The following is a 22,104-nucleotide window of genomic DNA, read 5'->3' on the forward strand; positions in this document are numbered from 1 at the left end:
CGAGTAATCATATGAAGAAAAAAATATTATTTATGCTTATTAACATGAATGTTGGTGGAACTGAAAAAGCATTGCTCAACATGATTGCAGAAATCCCACAAGAAGAATACGAAATAACAATTTTTATGTTGGAGGAATACGGAGGATTTTTGAATTCAATTCCAGATCATGTTCATATCAAATATTATAATGGTTATAAGGATATAAAACATATATTGAACCAACCACCACGTACAACTGTTATAAATTTTCTTAAAGCAGGTAAGGTACTACAGGCTTTGAACATCACATTAATCCATCTTTTTTCAAGTATATTAAAGGAAAGAACCTTGTTATTTAAGTTTCTTTTAAAAGAATACTATGAAAATGATACTGAATATGATCTTGCAGTAGCTTATGCTGGTCCAATGGACTTCATAAGCTATTTTGTTATTAACAAAATAAAAGCTAAAAAGAAAGTTCAGTGGGTTCATTTTGATGTAAATAAAATAGGTTTTAACAAAAAGTTTGCTGCTAAAATTTATAAAAAATTTGATAAAATTTTTGTTGTTTCAAATGAAGCAAAATCGAAATTAACAAATTTAGTCCCGACCTTAAGAGAAAAATTTGAAGTTTTTTTCAACATTGTTTCTCCGGAAATTATTCGAAACCAAGCCAAGGATGGCAGTGGGTTTAAGGATGAATTTAATGGATTCAAAATATTAACAGTCGGTAGACTAGCAACGGAAAAGGGTCAAGATCTAGCAATTCGTGCATTAGCGAAATTAATTAATGATGGATATAAAGTAAGATGGTATTGCATTGGCGAAGGAATTTCACGGAAAAATTATGAAAAATTGATAAAAGATAACAATTTAGAGGATAGTTTTATTTTATTAGGAGCAGATACAAATCCGTACCCATATTTGGAACAATGCGATTTATACGTACAACCATCAAGGTATGAGGGATACTGTATTACCCTAATTGAGGCCAAACAATTTAATAAACCGATTGTAACTACTAATGTAAATGGAGCAAAAGAACAGATTGAGAATGGAAAAACGGGATTAATTGTGAATATTGATGAAACTGAGATTTATTATGCAGTAAAAAATTTAATAGATAGTAGGAATTTACGATATCAATTTTCAAGTAATTTATCTAATGAAGACTATGATAACTCTTTCGAAATGAAAAAGCTTTTTAATGTGTTTTGAATCAAAAGTAAACTAAAAGCAGTGCGTAAAAATCAATGTTCGATTATTTTATTACTCACGGTTTTCAATAAATTAGAACTCCATAATTTAACATAATCTTGGTTTATCAGAGTTTTTTCATAAAATTGATTAGAAGTTATAAAAAATATTTTGAGGTGGATGCTATCTTGAGAAAAAAAAATATTTTAGTTAGTGCATATTACTCAACAAATTTAGGAGATGATTTGTTTTTAAAAATTTTATTTGATAGATATCCAAACATTGAATGGTTTTTATTAACATCTAATGATAAATATATAAAGACTTTTATGAATTATAATAATGTCCATATAATTAAAACACTTAGCGTAAAACTAGGAAAACGGAACATTAATTTATTTTATAAACTAAATGAAATCCTTTTAAATTTTAGAAAGTATGATGCTTTTTTGAATATTGGTGGATCTATCTTTATAGAAAATAAAGATTGGAAAAATGGGCTAAAAACAAGAAGTTTTTTACCAGATAGATTCAAAAAATATAATAAGAAAACATTTATAATTGGTTCTAATTTTGGACCATTTAGGGATGAATTGTTTATAGAGAGACATAAAGAGTTTTTTGCAAAGTTTGATGACATATGTTTTAGAGATAGTTATTCTTACAATTTATTTAGAGAGCTTGAAAATGTAAGATATGCGCCTGATGTGGTATTTAACCTAGAATTAGAGAATAACGAAAAGCTAGAGAAATGCATTGGGTTTTCTATTATAGATTTGAAAGAAAGAAAGGGATTGAATCAATATTATAATGAGTATAACGAAAAGGTTATCCAACTAGTTGAGAAATACGTAGACCTAGGATATAAAATAAAATTCTTTTCATTTTGTGAAAATGAAGGGGATCTCGGGATTATTAATTATATTAGAAGTAGAATGAACAGTCATTATTCTCCTTCAATTAAAGTCATTAATTATGAAGGAAATATAGATCAATTTTTAGATGAATATAAAGCATGCGAAGCGATAGTAGGTACAAGATTCCATTCAATAATTTTAGCACTTCTACTTAATCAAGCTGTTTTTCCAATAATATATAGTGATAAAACATATAATGTTCTTAAAGATTTATCAATCGAAGATAATTGTTGTTATTTAAAGGATATTGAAAACCTTGATATAAATGAAGTTGTATCTATAACAAAAGTAAATAGACTAAAAGATAAAACAGTCTTTTCTAATGCTGCTAGACAGTTCGAAAAGCTAGACGCATTTATTAGATAAGAGGTCTTAGTATAAAACTAAGTTTTATGGAAAGGAAAGGAAAAGTGCCAAAAATAAGTATAATTGTACCTATCTATAATGTAGAACAATACCTACCCAAATGTATTGATTCAATACTTTCTCAAACATTTAAAGATTTTGAAGTTTTATTAGTTAATGATGGTTCCCCAGACAAGTGCGGAGAAATCTGTGACAACTATGCAAAAATGGATAATAGAATCAAGGTAATTCATAAGGTGAATAATGGAGTATCATCTGCACGAAATAAAGGGATTGAACTTTCAAAAGGGGAATATATTGCGTTTATTGACCCCGATGATACAATCGAGCCAGAAATGTACGATGTATTATTGCAAACTGCTCTTAAAAATGCAGCAGATATAGTGGTATGTCCGATTAAAACAATAAATTTTAATAATAATACAACATCTATATCAGCTGTTTGGAAAGACGTCAATTGTTCTTTAAATAAAAATACGATACAAAGATTTTTAATACCCTCGATATTACAGGAAAAGACTTATAGTTTAGTATCTTGTGTAAACAAGCTCTATAAAAAATCCCTTTTCAATAGCTTAAGTTTAAGATTTGATGAACAAAAACAGCATAGTGAGGATGCAAAGTTAAATTTTACATTACTTACCCTAATTAATAATTTAGTTTTTGTGGATACACCTCTATATAATTATTATATCTATAAGAGAGACTCTTTAACTCAGATTTTTAGAGAAAACCTATATGAGTATGTTCGGGATAATAAAAAATTCATGTTAGAAATCTGTAAAAAATATAAATTAGAACAATACTCAGGTATAGTTAGGAACCATTATACATCAGTTACTCTTAGTTTTATGCAAGACGTAGTATCTAGGAAAATACCCATTATTGATAAAAATAATATAATAAACGAGATTTTTAATGATGAAGAATTCTGCCAAGATATATTAATGTATGAATGTCCTTCTAAATATTATATGATTTTAAGAATGGTTTGTATTTGGGGGAATATTAAATTATTCTATAGAATTGTAAAATTTAAAAACAAGGTACAATATTATTTTCATAAGGTAGTGTAAAATGAGAACCAAAAATTCTTTAAAAAACATATTGGTGAGTATAACATCCCAAGTGATTATCGCATTATTGGGGTTTATTTCAAGAAAAATTTTTCTGGACAGCTTAGGGCCACAATATTTAGGCGTTAACGGATTATTAACCAATGTCTTAGCTATGTTAGCATTAGTTGAGAGTGGAATTGGCACCAGTATCATTTTTTCTTTATATAAACCATTGGCTGAAAATGACAAACCTAAAATTATTGCACTTATTCAATTATATAAAAAAGCTTATTTTATTATAGCAATATTTATTCTTATTCTAAGTATAGTGCTATTTCCATTTTTAGGATATTTAATAAAAGATAGTGAATCTATCCCCTATTTAGCGACAGCGTACTTTATTTTTGTATCAAAAAATTTCATAACATATCTAAATGCACATAAATTATCGTTAATTAATGCAGATCAAAAGGGCTATGTAATATCTAGCATAAACCTAACGTTTCAAGTGATATCTACAATTGCAAAGATTATAGTATTAATATTAACAAAAAACTATGTACTCTATTTATTAATAGAACTTTCTTTATATTTAATACAAGTGTTATTTATAGGGAAAGTTGTTGATAAAAGATATTCCTATATTAAAACTAGAGAAAAGCATTCTATCGATGAGTATGAGAAAAAGAGCATCATAACTAAAATAAAAGCACTACTTTTACATAATATCGGTGGCTATGCACTAAATGGTACAGATAATATTTTAATATCTACGTTTGTGGGGATAGTAACTGTTGGTATATATTCTAATTATTCAATGATAATAGGTCAACTTAGCCTTTTATTAGCTCCAGTGTTTAATGGTATTGGAGCAAGTGTGGGAAATCTAATAGCTACAGAAGATAATGATAAGAAATATTCTGTTTTTAAAGTAGTCTTCCTAATTAACTTCTGGATTTATTCGATAGGTGCAATAGTATTATACATTTTATTAAACCCGTTTATTATATGGTGGCTTGGAGAAGAATATTTACTAGATTCACTTACAGTGATAATAATACTTGTTAATTTTTATATTTCAGGACTAAGAACTGCTATTTTTACTTTCAAAGTAAAAGGCGGAATATTTGTTGAGGATAAATATATGCCATTAATTGGAGCTACCGTCAATTTAGGGTCATCAATATTATTGGCTAAATACATGGGTGTTTCAGGTATATTTTTAGGAACAACTATTAGCATACTCGTTGTCTTTTGGAAAGCTCCTAGATTAGTATATAAAAATATCTTTAATAAACCAATTCATTTATATATCAAATGCTATTTATTTTATATTGCATTAACACTTTTCACTGGTCTAATTTGTGTGGAAATTTGTAATCTAATTTTAATAAAAGGTACTTTTTTAGCTTTAGTTGCAAAGGGGTTTACTTGTTTATTAATTATTAACATAATATACATTCTTGTTTTTTATAAAACCAAAGAATTTCAGTATTTAAAGAATATTGTTGGAGTTTTAAGCCTAAATCAGTCTAAATTTAGTAGTTCGAAAGGTGTGTAATAAATATATGTTCCAACAATATTACAACTCAAAAGAAAGAAACCAAGAAGAAGGGAACTTACATTTGTGCTTATTTGAGCAATATATTAGATAGTTTGAAATTGCTACTGTAAAAATGATTTTAAAAATTAGGAGTATGGTTAAAATGGAATTTACAAAAAATGATATGAAAATGATGAAGGGAGTAGCCATATTATTTATGCTGCTCCTTCATCTTTTTTGCAGGAAATAAATTAATGGATTATATGAAACTTTCTCGATAATAAATGGTGTTCCATTGATTTACTATATTGGCTTATTTGGTGATGCATGTGTCCCAATGTTTTGCTTTGCAAGTGGATACGGCTTATTTTTAAGCATTAATAAGGCAAAGGGTTCCAGTATAAAGAAGATTCTAAAGAATAATTAAATTACTAATTAACTATGGATCGTTTTAATAATTTTTTTAGCTTTAGGCGGCTATTGTTGGAATGTCTGATTTATTACCAGGTAGTCCAACTAAATTTCTTCTTAATTTCTTTGTCTTATCTAATTCATATAATGGTGCATGGTGGTTTGTACAAACCTATATTATCCTTATACTTTTGGCACCACCACTTTTTAAGGGAATTAGTAAATATAATACTATTATTAACTTAGATGAAGCTAACTGTAAACCCTATATTAAATTGGAAGTCAGGGGAGTTTTTTATGATAAATCGATACGAGGAACTAGATTCTTTGAGAGGACTTGCAGCATTATCTGTTGTCTTTGGTCATATGTATTTAATTTATGACGAGACCATATTATCTAAACTGTTATTTGAATATGGACCACTACGTGCAACAATAGCTAGTAATGAAGCAGTTACATTGTTTTTTGTTTTAAGCGGTTTTGTTTTGTCCCTGCCTTTTTATGATAAGAGGAAATTTAATTATGGAGGATATTTGGTTAAACGAATATCAAGAATTTATGTTCCATACATTTTTGCTATATTTATTGCATTTATATTAAGGGGAATTTTCTATACTGAAAATATTAAGGGGTTATCTAACTGGTTTAATATTAATTGGTCGTTTTCTATAAATATAAATACAGTAATAGATCATATAATACTAATTAAAACATTTTCAAGTAATTTAAATAATGTTGTTTGGTCTCTAGTCCATGAGATGAGAATATCCCTTATTTTTCCATTAATCATGATGATAATCGTTCGATTAGACTATAAGAAAGGCATAGTTTTCAGTATTGGAGTATCAATTGTAAGTGTAATTTACTTTAATTTATTAAATCCCTTATTTCTGGGAACCGAGCTATATGTTTCTCTTCATTACTGCTCAATGTTTATTATTGGAGCATTAATAGCAAAACATAGGGAGAAAATTATTAATTTGATTTCAAATTTAACCATTAGGATAAAAATTATCCTTTTTCTTATCGGAATTTTATTATTTTTATATGCTCATCCTTCATTTGTACTAAACATTATCATTACTGATTTTGAGCCTTTTTATAGAACTGTTATTGATTCGTGGTTTACATCCATTGGAGCAGGAATCTTAATTATATTTTCAGTTTCATCTTTGAATTTAGCGCGTATTTTAAAGAACAAAATGATAAGGCATATTGGAAAAATTTCATATAGTTTATACCTTTCACATTTACCAATATTACTTTCATGTATCCATTTTTTGAATGACATGTTGCCTATGTGGGTAATTTTATGTATCGCAATAATAGCAACAATAATAGTATCAAGTATCATGTATTATTTTGTGGAAAACTCAGCTATTAAATTGGGGAAATATCTTACAAGGTCACATTCCTTAGTTAAGGATAAACAAAGTAAAGTTGGAATAAAAGTTAAGATAATGTAATGAGACCAGTTTAACTATGAAAATTTTAAGCTATATTTCAATAATACCTAAATTTATATCAATTTAGGTAATAAGGATGTGTAACAATGAATTTTGTTTGATCGATTTATTATGAAAATTCCCCATTTATTATTCGTGTTCTTACTTTGGCAGCAAACCAGTCACTTTGATTCTGAATCAGTTAGTGGGTTATCAACAGTACGGCTTTTGAAGTGATCACTCTGGCAAAAATTAATATTGACAAATACAACCCTTCCCATCTCTGGATGTTCTTTAATAATGTGAATATGGTAAACAGTAGTGGCTGGGGGAATCATTCCTTTACGAAAATATTCCTGGCATAAATAATTGTCGTGGAAAAGTTATCTTCTGAAATACATTAGTGAAAGCTAGGCCACTTAGTTTATGTTCCTATTTGTCGTAGTATTGTGTAAATTCATTTACTAACCAAAAAACATGTACTTATCATCTCTATTCTTTAAATAAATGATTAACAATTCTTTTCGACTACCTTGATATACAAAAAAACACCTGCTTTAACAGATGTTTAAAGATACCTTTTATATTGCAAAGACAATAGGAAGTATTTATTTAATACTTATTTTATTCTTATTATTGTTTTATACTGTACTGTTATTTAAAAACTTGTTAACAAACAGAATCATTATATTTTAATTGTTTTAAGTGTTTGGGAAATTGTTAAAAATTTTAGTTAATTGAAGTTTTTAACAATTTTATTGACTCGAAAAATGTTGTTAATTGTATAATTCCTTAATGTTTTACTGTTTTTTCCTAACTTAATGTTCCAAATTTTTTAAATAAAGCTTTTGCTCCAACTAGTTTCCATACCTGAATGGTTCTTCTTGTCCAAACTATGGATCCATCAGTTACAGTAGAGGAAGTACCCCAAGCTGGTTCTATGCCACCACTAGTCCCAGCTTTAGTACATTCATAGTAGTAATTTGTTAATATTGACGGTAAGACTTTGTCCCCAACAGTATGTGTCGTGTTCGCTGTCCATATTGGCATCCCAGCTATATCATTTACAGTAGAATATAGCGGCGAGGTTGGAAATACTGGCATCGTGGTTGAGGTTTTGGCATTCCAAACAGTAGAGTAATAAACATATCCATTTACTGAGATTTTATCGGCTATGTTATATACCTTTGAAGCTTGCCAAGTAATGAAATTATCAGTAAAGCCTTCTTTTGTGCATGTCCAACCCATAAATCCGTCTATTGCCATATTTCTATTTAGAATCTGTTTTCCTAATTTGAAGTATCCAGATGTTGGTACCGAAGTTGACCAGTCATAAGGGTCAATAATCCCGTTAATGGTGTTATTACGGAATGATGGCATCTGAGTTTTATCAACTGAATAAGTAATACTTCCCTCTAATGTATTGTTGATAAAGGTTATCTGTAATTGATCTGGGGTTAAGCTAGGACAGTCAATTGCTTTCATGGATAACTTGGACTTGAATCTATTCCCATCAATTATAATAATGCCTCCAGAAACATTTCCCCAAGATCCATCAATTATACCTGAAGAAGTTGAAGTTGCATTTGTATATTCGAATAAGCTATTTATTAATTCCACCCGTCCTTGGGTTATGGCCGAAAAATAGAAGGCTGTACTAGATCCACCATAAAAAATACAATTTATGAATCTTGCTAACTCATTACTTGAGAAGTTAAAAAGATTATAACCATCCCAAGTAAAGGTACAACCTATAAATTCTATTTGTTTATTAGTCGACAATATACCTGTATTATTAAAACGACAATTGGTATAAGTACCTCTTGGTATTTTTATACCACCATTATTATTTACAGTCTTCTTAGTATTAAGGAATAATACATTATTATATGACCATCCTTCAGCAGCATTATTATCACCATTAAATATTAAGCTAGTAGATGCTAAATATCCTTCAAACATACAACTTGTCATAGTTTGAGGATATGTTCCAGCAGTAAATCCAGCACCTGAAATAGCCTTATTATAGTCCGAGTCAATAGTAAATTTACAGTTGGATACAGAAACACAATAAGCTTTAGGTCTTCTTACACTTAATGAACTATTCCAGAACATATTATTATCGACAAGTGCAGGTTCTGTTGTACCATTATCTATAATAACACTTGACCTGTGTAGGTGATTATTACTTATTACACATTCACCATCTATGTTAATACCTGTATCTTTAATATAATTTCCCTCTATAAATAACTTACTTACACCTGGGTATCCAGTGATTCCAATACCTCTTTCAATCTTATTATTCCTCACGTGAAAGTTTTTCCCTTTTACAAATATCAATTGTAACTTATTATCATGAAGAAAGTTATCTTCAATCCATAGGTTTTGATTTAAAGCATAGTTATCTTCAACATCCAATGCGGCTGATGGACCAGTACCATTTATATGATGGATATCATTATTTTTAACCCAGACAAACTTAGCACCCTGCAGTGCAACACCTAGTCTGCGATTGTGATGTATATGGCACTTTTCTATAAATGTAAATTTAGGTATTGTCATACTTCTTAAAGTTAATCCGTTTCCTGTAGATGAAGGGATATTTGATTGGTGCAGTACAATTTTTGCGCTTGTTGCTCCATCAGGTAGTGGTATCTCATCAAAAAAATCAATGTTTGTTAAGGAGGAGTTAAATGTGCCGTTAGAGTTATAAAAAATGATATCAAATGGTAATGTATCATCAATCTCCGAACCAACAGACTGATAACTAATATCGCCATAAATACCAAAAGTATTCCATTTTGTTATCTTAGAATTAGTTAAATCTATAAATATATTAGAACGGATTTTACTTGAATCGGCTAGTAATTTACCATCAGTGGTACTTATAGAACCCGATTCAAATGTTATAGCATAAGTCTTAGTTGGGGTTGTTGTAGTGTACAATGCTCCACCTGTGGAAAATAAAGATACGCCATCCCCTGTAAAGTCTAAAAATTCTATGTTATCAATAGTGATAAAGCGAGTGTTAGTACCTTCACCTTTAGTTGTATCTACTATATTGGGGAATAAAACACCCATTCCCCATTCATGTGTGCTAGCCTGACCAGGTGTTGTATAGTCATGGTTATATCGATCACCTTGAATAATACCGTTTGTAATTCGGGAAAACACTTGATTTTTTTTATAACAAATAACAGAATAAGAGGCTAATCCATTGTTCCGAATTCTTAGAGTAGATCCACCCAAATTAATTGTCATAAAACTTTGTGGTTGAATCGGGATTGTTTCATCAATTAAATAAGTTCCTTTAGGAAATACAAATTCCGTATATCCCTGCTGTGCTGCCCATAATATGGCATTATTAATCCCATTAGAGTTTTTTGTTGATAACGTTTTGTCTCCGTAATTGGTAATAGTATTAGAAACTCCCCAATAATTTAAATCCAAGACATAAGCATTGGACATATGAACAACTCCTCCTTTTTAAGTTTTCAGACAATATTTTTTATTACGAAATATAGTAGAAAAACCTGTATCAAAAATGAAATCAAGACTAGTATGTCTACAAAAATTTGTTAAGTCGCTCAGTAAAGTTACTTCTACATAATATTTTTTAAAATCAAATATCTTGTCCTTTTTTACGATAAACGGAATATTTAACCTGTTGTTCTCTTGTAAGATAAACAATCGTTCTCACCTCAATTCGCATTCATTGCCTCATTTATATAAATATTCAAAGCAGCCAAGGATGCTTATATGAATTACATATTAGATAAGCCTTTTTTTATGTGCACTAAGCTAGTTTAAAACATAATGACACCTTTACTTTTGCTGATTCAGCCGTGTAGATCGATCCATTGTAATGATCTAATGAGTCAATATAAAACTAGAAAGAAAGATATTTAAATCGATTTAATCCTCATATAAAATTTTTTCCAAGGTCTCTTAAAGTTAGAATGTATCTTTTGATGAATAAAAAGAAAGAAATGATATTGTGCCAATTAATCTTTCCATCGTCCAAAAGGAGTCATGTAATGAAAAAATGGATTGTTTCATGCCTAGCCATATTGATTCTAGCAGCAGCTGCAAATCTTCCTGTTGAAGTTATTATTAAAGCTACTGCTAATTCCAAAGAACAAATACAAAATAAGGTACAAAGCCCTGTTTATGAACTAGAGCTAAAAAGATGGGGAGTTCACAATAATGGAACCCATGCGAATGAAACGACGAAAGGGATTAATTCAGCCCTTAAATGGGCGAAAGAAAAGGGGTTTAAAACCTTCAAGATACCTGATGGAACCTACCTCATTGCCAAAGGAACACGACAAGCTGATCCTGATGCAAGAATAAATCTGGTCAGCGATATGACCTTTTTTTTAAGTGACAAAGCAGTTTTGAAAAAGGAAACCAACGAATTTGAAATTTATTCGGTTCTTTACCTGGGTACTGATGTGAAAAACGTAACCGTCAAAGGAGGTACTTACATAGGGGAGAGAGATACACATGATTACTCAAAAAAAGGTTCCGAAACAGGAGGGACGCATGAGTGGGGAACTGGAATTGAAATTGTTGGAGCAGAAAATGTGGTGATTGACGGTGTAAAACTTAAAAAGTTCACTGGAGACGGAATTATTGTAAGCGGAACTACCATTACGGGTTCAACGATTTCGGAAACATATTTGGAAGCAGGCGGAATAGACGACAAGGGTAATCTTATTGCAGCTAAAGGAAAGATCCGTACCAATAGTAGAAAAGTTACTAATTTTGACAATCCAGAGTACAATACATATCGAAATATTTATTTTTGGCTTCCTAAGGGAATTGATCAAGGAAGCAAAGTGGATGTCTTTTATTATAGGAAAGATGGAAGCTTTATTAAAAGAGAAAAGCAGCTTAGTTTCTATTCAGGGGAATCAACCATTCCGAATGATGCTGATTATTTCAAAGCTGTCTTTGAAGCTCCCTCAACAAAAGGAGTTAAAGTAAACCGGATGACAGTAGACATCTCAAAAAATATCACCATCAAAAATTCCGATATAGGGTTTAACAGAAGGCAGGGTATTAGTTTAGTCGGTTCAGATGGTGTTAAAATATTGAACAATCATATACATCATACAAATGGAACAGCCCCCCAAAGTGGAATTGACATCGAGCCGGGATTTTACCCAGGGAAAAATACAGTCATTAAAGGAAATACATTCACGGATAATAAAATCCAAATCGTACTTGCCTACGGTGAGAATGCCAGAATCGAAAATAATAGATTTGAACAATCCCTGAAAGGGACTGTAGGGGTTCACGCCCATAAAGGGTTTAGAGGAGAATTGGTCCTGAAGAATAACACTTTTAATGGAACAGGTTTAACGTTATTTTCTAGAAATTCCGAAGTGATTAATAATCAATTTACAAAAGGAGAAGTTAAACTCCTTGGAAAAAATATAATATTTAGAAACGCAAAGCTCTTGGATGCGAGTCTGAGTGTAGGAAGTGAGGAAGGACAAGAAGTATCAAATGTAACCATCCAGCATAATGGGATTCGACCTGGGGTCCTGTATATTTGGAATAAGCAAGTTCATCTGAAAGATGTAACTATCAAGGCTGAGACGAAAGGAAAAGGCATCCTTTTTGGACCGGGGAACAACGAAAATGTCTATGATCGCTTAACAATGAATGATATTGATAGAAAAGGAACTGTTCTTCCTGCGGGAACTTATAATCGATGCTCTTTAGAGGTGGGAAAACTTGAAATAAACCGCGAAGGAAAATATGTACTTAATGGATGTGCAGTAAAAGACAAAGCCAATCTTCTTTCTGTCAACGATTTATATGGGAAACCAGTAGTAACAATAAAGAAATCAAAGTTAGTAGTAACGGAGAACATTGGGTATGGCGCAGCAATCTATATTCTTGGAGCACAAAAATTTGAGCTCTTGGAAAATACAATTTTAGCATCAAAAAACAAAAGTAATACTCCGCTAATCAAGCTGGGACCAAATGGAACTCCGAATTCAACAAACGTGTTTGCTGCAATCATCAAAGGAAATAAAATATATTCTAAATCAGCTTTATATGTAGTAAACCCAACCAACGGTGGAAAGAACGCCCCATTTTATAAGATTGAAGGCAATACCATCAATAATGCAAAATAAATATTGACACCTATGACGGTAATGACCCGAACAAGTTATTTTTTAATATGTGAAGAAACTGCCCTAGATATAGGGCCTTTTTAATTTTTATTCTACTTTAATTTTTTAAGTCCAGAAGAGAAAGAAATAAATACTTAAAATAGAATTTTGTCGAATGATTGTTCTTTAAAAAGAATTATTTCTGGATTATAATTTTTAGGTAGAGATAGAATAAAGAAAAAGTGTGAAAAAGATTAGTTTAAGTGTATTTTTTTTAATCTACTCGTTCTTTATAATGAACGAAAGATAAAAGGAGGTGAAAACCGTGATAAAAGAAAAAGCTTATAAAAGCCCAAGGATTTTAAGTCATCTACCTATTCGTTTTGAAACAGCGCAAAGCTGGAATAAAGGACATGGAAATCTAGAACATCCAGGTAAAGGGAATGATGGTATACATTACCCAAATGATCCTTACACTGGACCTCGGCCTGACAATAGTGATGGTCCAGGTAATAATAATGGTAAGGGTAAAGGTAAATAGTGTGAAGAAGACATAAAGTTTTCTATGGAAAGTCGATGGTGAATCCATTGATTTTCCTATTATAAAAAGGGCTCTATGGGGGATTAAATATGAAGGAGATAATTACAAAAATTGGTGATCATTTCATACACATTATTTGCGATTCTAACAAATTAGCGGAAATGTTTAACGTAAACTTTCTAACTATTAATAATTATAACCTCAAGTTCGATCTCTCTATTACAATTAAAGAAGGATATGGTGTTCCATTTCTTGATTATAAAGTTGATATTACAAAAAACAATGATCAAATCGTATTCCGAAGAGCAGATTATTTAATTGAAGTTGATTGTGAATATAAGGTTGCAACTATTTTAGTTAATAATGGTTTGGCATTAAAGCATGCACTAATGAATATATATAGTTCCTTTATTGTTTATCGTAATTGGGGGTTGCTCATTCATTCCTCAAGTGCCATGGAAAAAGACAATGTACACGTTTTTGCTGGACAATCGGGTGCCGGTAAATCAACTGTAGCTAAACTTTCATATCCAAGAGTCCTGCTTTCAGATGAGGCTACTTTAGTAAAAATATCTCCAAATAATGTAACGGTGTTTAATTCTCCATTTAGAAGTGAAATTGAAGCCGATAAATTAGAAAGGGAAATTACATTAGATAGTTTAAATCTACTTTACCAATCCCATCTAAACAAAAGAAATAGCCTAACAAAATCAGAGGCCATTCTTCGATTAATGAATAAGGTATTTGCTTGGCAACATAGTCAAGAAGAGACAAAAAATATTATGAAGTTATTAACAAACTTAGTAAATATGGTACCTGTCTATGAACTTCATTTTCAAAAAAACAACACATTTTGGGAGTTGATCTCGTGATAAAACAATATATTCATAAAGGCAACTATGATGCAACTGAGCTAGATGGTGAGTGGATTATTCTTAATACCGATGATTACACCGTTACCAAAATCAATGAAGTGGGCGGAGTTTGCTGGTCATTACTTAATGAATCACAAACAGCGGATACCCTTACACAATCCTTGATGGATATGTATGAAATAGGCGAAAACGAAGAACAGGTTAAAAAAGATGTGGAAGAATTTTTACACAATCTAGTAGAGTGTGGGCTGATTCAAAATGTTAATCGATGAAACCACATTCAAACTATTAAAAAGTGCTATTCATAAGGATGGATGGTTAAATCTTCCTGCATATGGAAATAGCATGTATCCCTATATCCAACAAGGAGATTTATGTAGGTTTACTCCATGTGACCCATCCTTAATAAAAACGGGCGATGTCATCTTGTTTTTTTCGGAAACAGGCCAGTTAATTGCCCACCGATTTGTTCAGAAAAAAACAATCAAAAACAAACAGATATTTCTTTTTAAAGGAGATACGAACCTCGGATTAGATCAGCCTATTGAAGCTGGAAAAATTCTTGGAAGATTGATATCCATCGAGAAACAAAATTTCAAAATAACTTCTAACCAAATCACCGCCCGGTTATGGGCAAAATTGATTCTCATGGTTCCCGCTCTTTCAGGTATTTTGCGGAAACTTATTAATATGAAATACAAATTACAATTCTAGTCATTTATGGAGTGTCCTTATGATGAAAGAACAAATGGCAGCATTAATAAAACGGTATTTTACCATAAAGGATATTCGCCGGACGTTTTCTTTGTTGAGGCCTTTCTTACTGAAACAGTGGAAATCCTATTTGGTCTTGAGTATTTTATTAATATTGAATATCTATTTAACAATCTCCTTTGCGAAATTCTATGGTGAAGTTACGGACTCAGCTATCCATGGAGGATTTCAACAAATACTGTCCTTAATTCCATTTGGCGTATTTCTTATTCTATTAAATATCTTTTCAGATGTAACTTATTCATATTTTGATACAATTGCAACCAATGGGGTGAAAATGGACCTGAAAAACCATTTGTTTCACCATATTCTACGTTTGCCAGCAGGGGACGCTTCAAATCTGCGCACTGGTGAATTAATGTCCCATTTTTCTAACGATATTCATGGTGTTGATGGTGTAATTGGAAGTAGTCTTCTAAGTCTCATTAGATTACCAATCATATATATTGTTGTATTTATTTATTTGGCAAACATAAATTTAACACTCTGTTTGGTAAGTCTGATTATTGCACCTATTGCCGCACTAGCGGGGCTCGTGTTTGGTTTATTGCTTCGGAAAAATGGCAGATTGATTCACAGGTTAGTAGGGGACATCAATAGTCTATTAAATGAGACCTTTCACGGCTTCTCCGTGATTCGATCCTTTACACTTGAAAAGCTTCATTATAAAAAATACGAAAAAAAGAATCTAGAATTGTTAAAATTAGAATTAGATAATACAAAGCTTCAATCATGGTATTACACAGGTGGGCAGATTATTGGATCGGTCACCTTTCTAGTAAATCTGACCGTAGGCGCCTTATTCGTTTCCAAAGGTGTACTAACGGTGGGAGCTTTGTTAACATTTCTGAACTTAGTCAATCATTTATATTATCCATTAACTGGACTTGCAAGTCTTTGGGCCGGTTTCCAACGATCTGTTGCCGCACTTGAAAGAATACTAGATGTTCTCGAAAAACCGGCTGATTTAAAAGAATTACCTTCTTTTGAGCCTACAGTGGAACAGGTTGAGTCTATTCAGTTTGATAACGTTACCTTTAGTTATGTAGAAAATAATCAGGTATTAGACCAATTTCATTTAAGAATCCCTGCTGGAAAAGTGATTGCTTTAGTGGGGCCGAGTGGCGCAGGGAAGAGTACTTTATTTAACCTCTTACAAGGATTCTATAAGCCTCAATCGGGTGAAATAAAAATTTCAGGTAAATCTCTAAATAAAATATCGGCTTCGAAGTTGAGGAGTTCAATTGCACATGTTCCTCAAGAAACATTTTTATTTGCTGGAACATTTCGAGAAAACCTTTTGATTGCAAGACCGAATGTAACGGAGAAAGAAATGGTTGAAGCTGCAATTAGTGCTGAGATACATGATTTTATCCTTTCACTTCCAAAAGGGTATGACACTCAAATTGGTGAAAATGGAATCAAATTATCTGGTGGTCAAAAACAAAGAATTGCAATCGCACGGGCTATTATTAAAGATGCGCCCATTCTTTTGCTAGACGAGGCTACATCAGCCTTGGATGGAGAGATGGAGTTCCATGTAAAGGAAGCACTCGAGGAATTGATGAAAGGCAGAACAACGATTGTTATTGCTCATCGGTTGTCTACCATTCAAAATGCGGATCTTATTTTAGTTATGAATAATGGAAAAATCATTCAAAGCGGAACGCATAGCGAGTTAATGAGTCAAAATGGATTATACCGCAAACTCAATAAAGCATCATTTAACTCAAAAAAAGGAAGCCCATTAGCTTTGGTCTCGAAATCTTAAAGGGGAGGTGGGTGCTGTGAGTTTTGATTTTGTTTCAACCTTATATAAGTCTCAAGCAAAAATGCAACTCGATGATCACTACTATCATAAAGTCCTGAGGGATATTGAGCACGATGGAATTCAATCACAGGTTTACTTTTTATTAAAGCAGAATGGAATGCTCACACAAACCCCGAACTTCTTTCAAGCCTATTTAAAGGAAAAATATGATAAAGGACTTTTTCAAAACCTATTTATTAAAAATCAGACAGATTTACTATTAAAAAGGTTTGAAGAACAAGGTATTAATGTAATTCCGCTTAAAGGGGTTTATTTTGCAGAGAAGTACTTTGGACATATTGGTGCAAGAGCAACCTCTGACATTGACTTATTAGTCCGGTTACACGACGTAAATCATGCCATTGAGTCAGTAATAGCATTAGGCTTCGTGGTTGAAGAGGAGCCTATTCCTGGACATTTCCATTGCAGTTTTAGTAAAAGGCTCCCCCATTCTCCTGTTCCATTAGTAGTGGAATTGCATTGGGGAATTGTAAAAGAAGAAACATCAAAATTTGATATAAATGAAATATGGAACGAGTCGAAAGCTATTGGAGAATATTCACATGTCCGAGAACTTTCCCATATGCATTGCTTCTATATGATTTGCCTACATGGCTGGAGACATAATTTAGACTCCTTGAAATATTTCATTGATATTATCCAAATGGTTCACCATAATAGGGATGAATTAGATTATGAGGAACTTTTTAAAATGGCTGAATCTCACCAAACGTTAAAGAGGCTGACCCGGACTTTGTCCGTTGTATATGAACAGTTTCCACATTTAAATAAAGTAGTAAAGCTTCCTTTTCTAAGAAAAACGTTATGGAGCCACCGTAACGTTAAGGGTTTTAAACAATATATGGATTTCTTTGACTACCAATTTTTGAGCTATGATACCCTCAAGCACAGTATGATTGAAATCCGCCATTGGATATGGCCTTCTAAATTCGAACTCTCATGTGAACTAGGGGAGCTTCAACAAGAAACCTCAACCGCTAAACTGTACATATCATTATACAAGAAAAGGATTTTAGGACTAGTAAAGGTGTTTTTTTAGAATGTTTGTATTAAATAATTAGCCCGCGTAAGGAATCATTCCTAACGCGGGCTAATTTATTTATATAAAAAAACCTTTAGATTCATATTACGATCAATCGTAGCAAGTAAGATGTTGGTGACATCCGTATGATGTTGATTTTTTATGTTATTAATAAGCCAATCCTCATTCTTACCGATCTGATTCAATTCCTGAACATTAATCCTGCCTTCTTTTATAATCGTTCTCGGTAGGTCAAATGGTTCAACTTTTAGGTTGTAGATTTCAGGTGTGATTGGCTCGTACTTTGGATCTAAGAAAATAGAGATTTTTCCGTTTGATTCCCATAATGCTAACGCTACTTTACTAATATCTTCAATTTTTTCTACTCTTAATTCAGCTAATAAATGGTGAATCGTAATTTTTGCCTTTTTTAATCCTTTATACATGATCTCACCATTTTTTATAAGAGGAAATGGAGGTGGGTCTAGGAGCTTCTCAATAAAGGTAAACTTTAAAGTAATCCATAAACCTCCTGTGTATAAAACAACCAATACAATGGTAGTAATCATCGAACCCTTCATTCCAAGTTTTTCATCTGATAACGGATGGGCGATAATATTTCCTAGAACCAATGCCATGACGAAATCAATCAATCGAAGTTGTGAAATTGCACGCTGTCCCATAAATTTGGCCACAATCAGCAAAAATAAAAAGCCAACTACAGCTCTTAGAATCCACTGTATTGTAGACAATGTTTCCTGGCTATGAAAGAAATCCATCGTAATTCATCCTTAGATAGTAAGTTCTAATTACTTAAAAACTTAACACAAACAGGGTGTGGAACCGTAATATCAGCTTGTAAGAGAGTCAATTTACCGGTGTCTTCATCTCTTGAATATAAAACGATATTGCTTGATTCTTGATTAGAAGCAACAATGAATTTTTCAGAAGGGTCAATCTCAAAATCCCTTGGCCAATCTCCTTCTGTTGAGGTGTGTTCTACAAAGCTTAGTTCACCGGACTCTTGATTGATTTGGAACAGGGCAATACTGTTATGACCACGGTTACCAGCATAAACAAAACGACCGTCCGCAGAAATGTGTATGGCACTTCCTTGGTTATTTTCTGTAAAACCTTCCGGCAGAGTTGAAATATATTGTATTTCCGTAAAATGACCGTTTTCTGGGTGATAGTTTAAGGCGATTACCTCTGAGCTAAACTCGGTCATGATATAAGCATATTTTCCATTAGGATGGAATGCAAGGTGTCTAGGACCGCTGCCAGCCTTTATTGGCAGAAGATTTACTTTTTCAAGTGTGCCATTGTCATTAACTTTATAGGTAATTAGGGCATCAGTTCCTAGTTCAACAACGGCTAAATATTTTTCATCAGGTGTTACTCCTGCATAATGGGTATGCGCTTTTTCCTGTCTTGGGTCAGGACCTGATCCCTCATGTTTAAAAATAGACACAGCAGGCTGTACGGAGCCGTCTTCTTGATTTAACAAAGCGGATTCTACTGTTCCTTTATGATAATTAGCGCTAAAAACATATTTGTTGTTAGTGTCCACACTAACATGACAAGGTGATGAACCTTCTGAGAATTGGCTGTTTATAGCTGTTAACTCACCCTTATCGTTAATAGAAAAAGCTGCTAATCCTCCAGTGTTGCCTTCTTTTACAACGGAATAAAGGTAACGATTATTTGAGCTAATCGTTAGATATGTAGGGTTTTCTAACTTAGCTGCAACTTTAACGTCTACTATAGTCCTGTTATCCGTGTCTAGTGTGAAAGAATAGATTCCTTCGCTTTCACCTTTGGTGTATGTTCCAATATAGCCTGTGTAATGTTTATTTTCGGTCATCATTTAAACTCCTTTAATGAAATATCATCATTTTATTTTATCGAACTACCCTAAGAATTATTAACCACTGTACTTGGCAAATAAAACATGCTCTTGTGAGTGTATGTTTTATGAATACATTAAAAGACAAAAATATACAAGTAATAAGTATCACTAGTCTATGTATTTTTGACTTTTGATCATCTTAACTTTCTACCTCCGACCTTCTCCCTACTATCTATTACCTGTAAACTGTTTCCTATTAAATCGGAAAATATACTTTATAAAGAACTTGGTTGAATTTAATATTTTTTTATAATTAGGAACTTACTCACAGGTAAAGATAACTGTATTTTTGTACAATTAAACATTTTGATTGTTTTTAATACCCTAATTTACTTTATTATGTTTCTTTTGAATATATTTGTAACAGATGTTTGGAATAAATGTAAAATTTTGTCGATATTTTTAGAATTGTTTATGTTCGATATAAAGAATAAATGTGGTACTATTTCCTTATGAACTTTAAAACTTTAATTAGATAAAGGCAAACCTTTCGAAAGATTGGGACGCAAAGCTACAGGTCTAAAGTGCTAAACTATGACGGCTGAGCTGCCTAAAAACAAATATTTTAGGAGGACACCCAGTACTATGTTAACCACTCTATTAGATGAAAATGAAGTAGATAAGGAATGGCTAGAACTCATCTTAGAAGCTCGAAATTTAGGAATTACAGTGGATGAAATTAAGGACTTCCTAAAAGATCCTTCTATTACATAAACTTGTCCTCCTTTGATATTTACCTGCGCAGCAATGCTAGGATCTGCGCTTACAAAAGAATAAAAATGTTTTAACAAAAAATGTCCATTAACGTGGGCCTTTTTTAGTTAATAGGGAAAATCTAATAATATGCGTTCTGATTAATAGGCATTTTTATTTTCATTACAGGATAAGTTTAGTAAAATTTAATCTAATATTACTGTTTGTAAGTTAAAACTATCACATAAATAAGGAGTTTGATTATGGCTCAAGGAAAAAAAAGTACGAAAAAAGGCACGACAAAACCGCCTTCGTCATCATCTAAGTTTGTTTTTTGGATTATTGGATTGATTGCAATCGCTATTATTGGATTCATTTTTCTCGCCAACAACCAGAAATCTGATGATAGCGCAAAAGAAGAGATTGATTATTCCAATCAGCCTTTTTTAGGCGAAGAATCGGCACCTGTTTCAATTGTAGAATTTGGCGATTATAAGTGCCCGAATTGTAAAAACTTTGCGGAAAATGTTGTACCGCAAGTTGTAAAAGAATTTGTTGATACAGGCAAAGCTAAATTTTATTATTTCCATTATCCTTTTATTAATGTTGATTCAAAGAGGACAGCTAAATTTTCTGAGGCGGTTTTTCATGAGTTGGGTAATGAAAAATTTTGGGAGTTTCATGAGCTTATATTCGATAAGCAGCCGGAAGATACACGATACGAAAAGATTGATGTTTTTACCGAAGAATTTTTAACCGAAACATTAGGTGAAATAGCTAGTGAGGATGAGGTAAAGAAAGTAGTTGCTTATTTTGACACAAAAGCTCCAGAAGATGCTTGGGAAAGTGATGAGGATCTTGGAGGGAAATTAGGAGTTAGTGGAACACCAACCATATTTGTTAATGGTAAGCGATTTGATGGACAGACAATGGATGATTTAAATGAATTAGTGGAGGAATCGGCAAAGGAGAAAGGGAATGAATAAACCTTTACTGCTTGCATGGGTTGCAGCACTAGTTGCAACCATAGGGAGTTTGTATTTCAGTGAAGTTCTCCACTTCATTCCATGTACATTGTGCTGGTATCAGCGTATTTTTATGTATCCATTAGCAATCATTCTAGGAATTGCATTTTACCGAAATGATAATGAAATTGTGAAATACACCTTACCGTTGTCGATTATTGGAATGATCATTTCAGGCTACCATACGGCTCTTCAAAAAATTCCTTATTTGCAGCAATTTGAAATGTGTAAAAGTGGTGTGCCTTGCTCAAAAGATTATATTAACTGGCTTGGTTTTATCACTATTCCAATCCTGGCGTTTACCGCGTTCACGATTATTACCATTTGCTTAGTTATCATTGCACGAAACCAAAAAAATAAGGCTCAAGCATATGCTTGAGTC

The 22,104-nt window shown here is 32.1% G+C and carries 18 protein-coding genes and 1 riboswitch; of the genes, 15 read left to right on the top strand and 3 right to left on the bottom strand.

Annotation, left to right across the window (positions count from 1 at the left end; translation table 11 throughout):
* The first annotated feature begins 11 nt into the window (after positions 1 to 11).
* From QFZ31_RS26265 to QFZ31_RS26285, 5 genes are all read left to right on the top strand, one after another.
* Positions 12 to 1,199 carry a glycosyltransferase gene (locus tag QFZ31_RS26265; protein WP_307308776.1) on the top strand — a complete coding sequence of 396 codons (1,188 nt, stop codon included), beginning with the start codon at positions 12 to 14 and terminating at the stop codon, positions 1,197 to 1,199.
* Between the two features lie 167 nt (positions 1,200 to 1,366).
* The gene (locus QFZ31_RS26270) at positions 1,367 to 2,461 is read left to right on the top strand and encodes a polysaccharide pyruvyl transferase family protein (RefSeq protein WP_307308778.1); all 1,095 of its coding nucleotides are present in this window, start codon (positions 1,367 to 1,369) and stop codon (positions 2,459 to 2,461) included.
* A gap of 44 nt (positions 2,462 to 2,505) precedes the next feature.
* Positions 2,506 to 3,537: a glycosyltransferase family 2 protein gene (locus QFZ31_RS26275; RefSeq protein WP_307308780.1), complete on the top strand. Its 1,032-nt coding sequence runs from the start codon at positions 2,506 to 2,508 to the stop codon at positions 3,535 to 3,537.
* A gap of 1 nt (position 3,538) precedes the next feature.
* Positions 3,539 to 5,080, top strand: a complete 1,542-nt coding sequence (locus tag QFZ31_RS26280; protein ID WP_307308783.1) for a lipopolysaccharide biosynthesis protein — start codon at positions 3,539 to 3,541, stop codon at positions 5,078 to 5,080.
* Positions 5,081 to 5,770: 690 nt separating this feature from the next.
* The gene (locus tag QFZ31_RS26285) at positions 5,771 to 6,940 is read left to right on the top strand and encodes an acyltransferase family protein (RefSeq protein ID WP_307308786.1); all 1,170 of its coding nucleotides are present in this window, start codon (positions 5,771 to 5,773) and stop codon (positions 6,938 to 6,940) included.
* A 792-nt stretch (positions 6,941 to 7,732) separates the two neighbouring features.
* Here QFZ31_RS26285 and QFZ31_RS26290 read toward each other — a convergent pair.
* Positions 7,733 to 10,390 (bottom strand): right-handed parallel beta-helix repeat-containing protein, encoded by a 2,658-nt coding sequence (locus QFZ31_RS26290; RefSeq protein WP_307308787.1) that lies wholly within the window; start codon positions 10,388 to 10,390, stop codon positions 7,733 to 7,735.
* A 569-nt stretch (positions 10,391 to 10,959) separates the two neighbouring features.
* On the opposite strand from QFZ31_RS26290, the gene QFZ31_RS26295 reads away from it, so the two are divergent.
* The 7 genes from QFZ31_RS26295 (at position 10,960) to QFZ31_RS26325 (ending at position 18,113) form a co-directional block, all read left to right on the top strand.
* Positions 10,960 to 13,074: a right-handed parallel beta-helix repeat-containing protein gene (locus QFZ31_RS26295; RefSeq protein ID WP_307308789.1), complete on the top strand. Its 2,115-nt coding sequence runs from the start codon at positions 10,960 to 10,962 to the stop codon at positions 13,072 to 13,074.
* 304 nt (positions 13,075 to 13,378) lie between these two features.
* The gene (locus QFZ31_RS26300; RefSeq protein WP_307308790.1) at positions 13,379 to 13,594 is read left to right on the top strand and encodes a hypothetical protein; all 216 of its coding nucleotides are present in this window, start codon (positions 13,379 to 13,381) and stop codon (positions 13,592 to 13,594) included.
* Between the two features lie 89 nt (positions 13,595 to 13,683).
* A complete protein-coding gene (locus tag QFZ31_RS26305; protein WP_307308793.1) occupies positions 13,684 to 14,466 on the top strand; it encodes a hypothetical protein in 783 nt (260 codons plus the stop codon).
* Complete coding sequence (locus QFZ31_RS26310; RefSeq protein ID WP_307308796.1) at positions 14,463 to 14,741, top strand: PqqD family protein; 279 nt, start codon at positions 14,463 to 14,465, stop codon at positions 14,739 to 14,741. Before QFZ31_RS26305 ends, QFZ31_RS26310 begins: the two co-directional genes overlap by 4 nt.
* Complete coding sequence (locus QFZ31_RS26315) at positions 14,728 to 15,183, top strand: signal peptidase I (protein WP_307308799.1); 456 nt, start codon at positions 14,728 to 14,730, stop codon at positions 15,181 to 15,183. Before QFZ31_RS26310 ends, QFZ31_RS26315 begins: the two co-directional genes overlap by 14 nt.
* A gap of 19 nt (positions 15,184 to 15,202) precedes the next feature.
* Complete coding sequence (locus QFZ31_RS26320) at positions 15,203 to 17,014, top strand: ABC transporter ATP-binding protein (protein WP_307308802.1); 1,812 nt, start codon at positions 15,203 to 15,205, stop codon at positions 17,012 to 17,014.
* Between the two features lie 16 nt (positions 17,015 to 17,030).
* Entirely contained in the window at positions 17,031 to 18,113 is a 1,083-nt protein-coding gene (locus QFZ31_RS26325; protein WP_307308805.1) for a nucleotidyltransferase family protein, read from the top strand.
* A gap of 56 nt (positions 18,114 to 18,169) precedes the next feature.
* Here QFZ31_RS26325 and QFZ31_RS26330 read toward each other — a convergent pair whose 3' ends face one another.
* Together QFZ31_RS26330 and QFZ31_RS26335 are read right to left on the bottom strand one after the other, a co-directional pair.
* Positions 18,170 to 18,874 (bottom strand): DUF421 domain-containing protein, encoded by a 705-nt coding sequence (locus QFZ31_RS26330; RefSeq protein WP_307308808.1) that lies wholly within the window; start codon positions 18,872 to 18,874, stop codon positions 18,170 to 18,172.
* A 26-nt stretch (positions 18,875 to 18,900) separates the two neighbouring features.
* A complete protein-coding gene (locus QFZ31_RS26335; RefSeq protein ID WP_307308810.1) occupies positions 18,901 to 19,959 on the bottom strand; it encodes a lactonase family protein in 1,059 nt (352 codons plus the stop codon).
* Between the two features lie 515 nt (positions 19,960 to 20,474).
* A riboswitch (cyclic di-GMP riboswitch) is annotated at positions 20,475 to 20,558 on the top strand.
* A 31-nt stretch (positions 20,559 to 20,589) separates the two neighbouring features.
* On the opposite strand from QFZ31_RS26335, the gene QFZ31_RS26340 reads away from it, so the two are divergent.
* The 3 genes from QFZ31_RS26340 to QFZ31_RS26350 all read left to right on the top strand — a co-directional run bounded on the left by QFZ31_RS26340 (position 20,590) and on the right by QFZ31_RS26350 (position 22,101).
* Positions 20,590 to 20,718 carry an anti-repressor SinI family protein gene (locus QFZ31_RS26340; protein ID WP_307308813.1) on the top strand — a complete coding sequence of 43 codons (129 nt, stop codon included), beginning with the start codon at positions 20,590 to 20,592 and terminating at the stop codon, positions 20,716 to 20,718.
* Between the two features lie 242 nt (positions 20,719 to 20,960).
* Positions 20,961 to 21,683: a DsbA family protein gene (locus QFZ31_RS26345; protein ID WP_307308816.1), complete on the top strand. Its 723-nt coding sequence runs from the start codon at positions 20,961 to 20,963 to the stop codon at positions 21,681 to 21,683.
* Positions 21,676 to 22,101, top strand: a complete 426-nt coding sequence (locus QFZ31_RS26350; RefSeq protein ID WP_307308819.1) for a disulfide oxidoreductase — start codon at positions 21,676 to 21,678, stop codon at positions 22,099 to 22,101. The genes QFZ31_RS26345 and QFZ31_RS26350 overlap by 8 nt, the downstream gene beginning before the upstream one ends.
* Positions 22,102 to 22,104 lie beyond the last annotated feature (3 nt).

The organism is Neobacillus niacini, assembly GCF_030817595.1.
In the GTDB taxonomy this organism is placed as follows: domain Bacteria; phylum Bacillota; class Bacilli; order Bacillales; family Cytobacillaceae; genus Neobacillus; species Neobacillus niacini_G.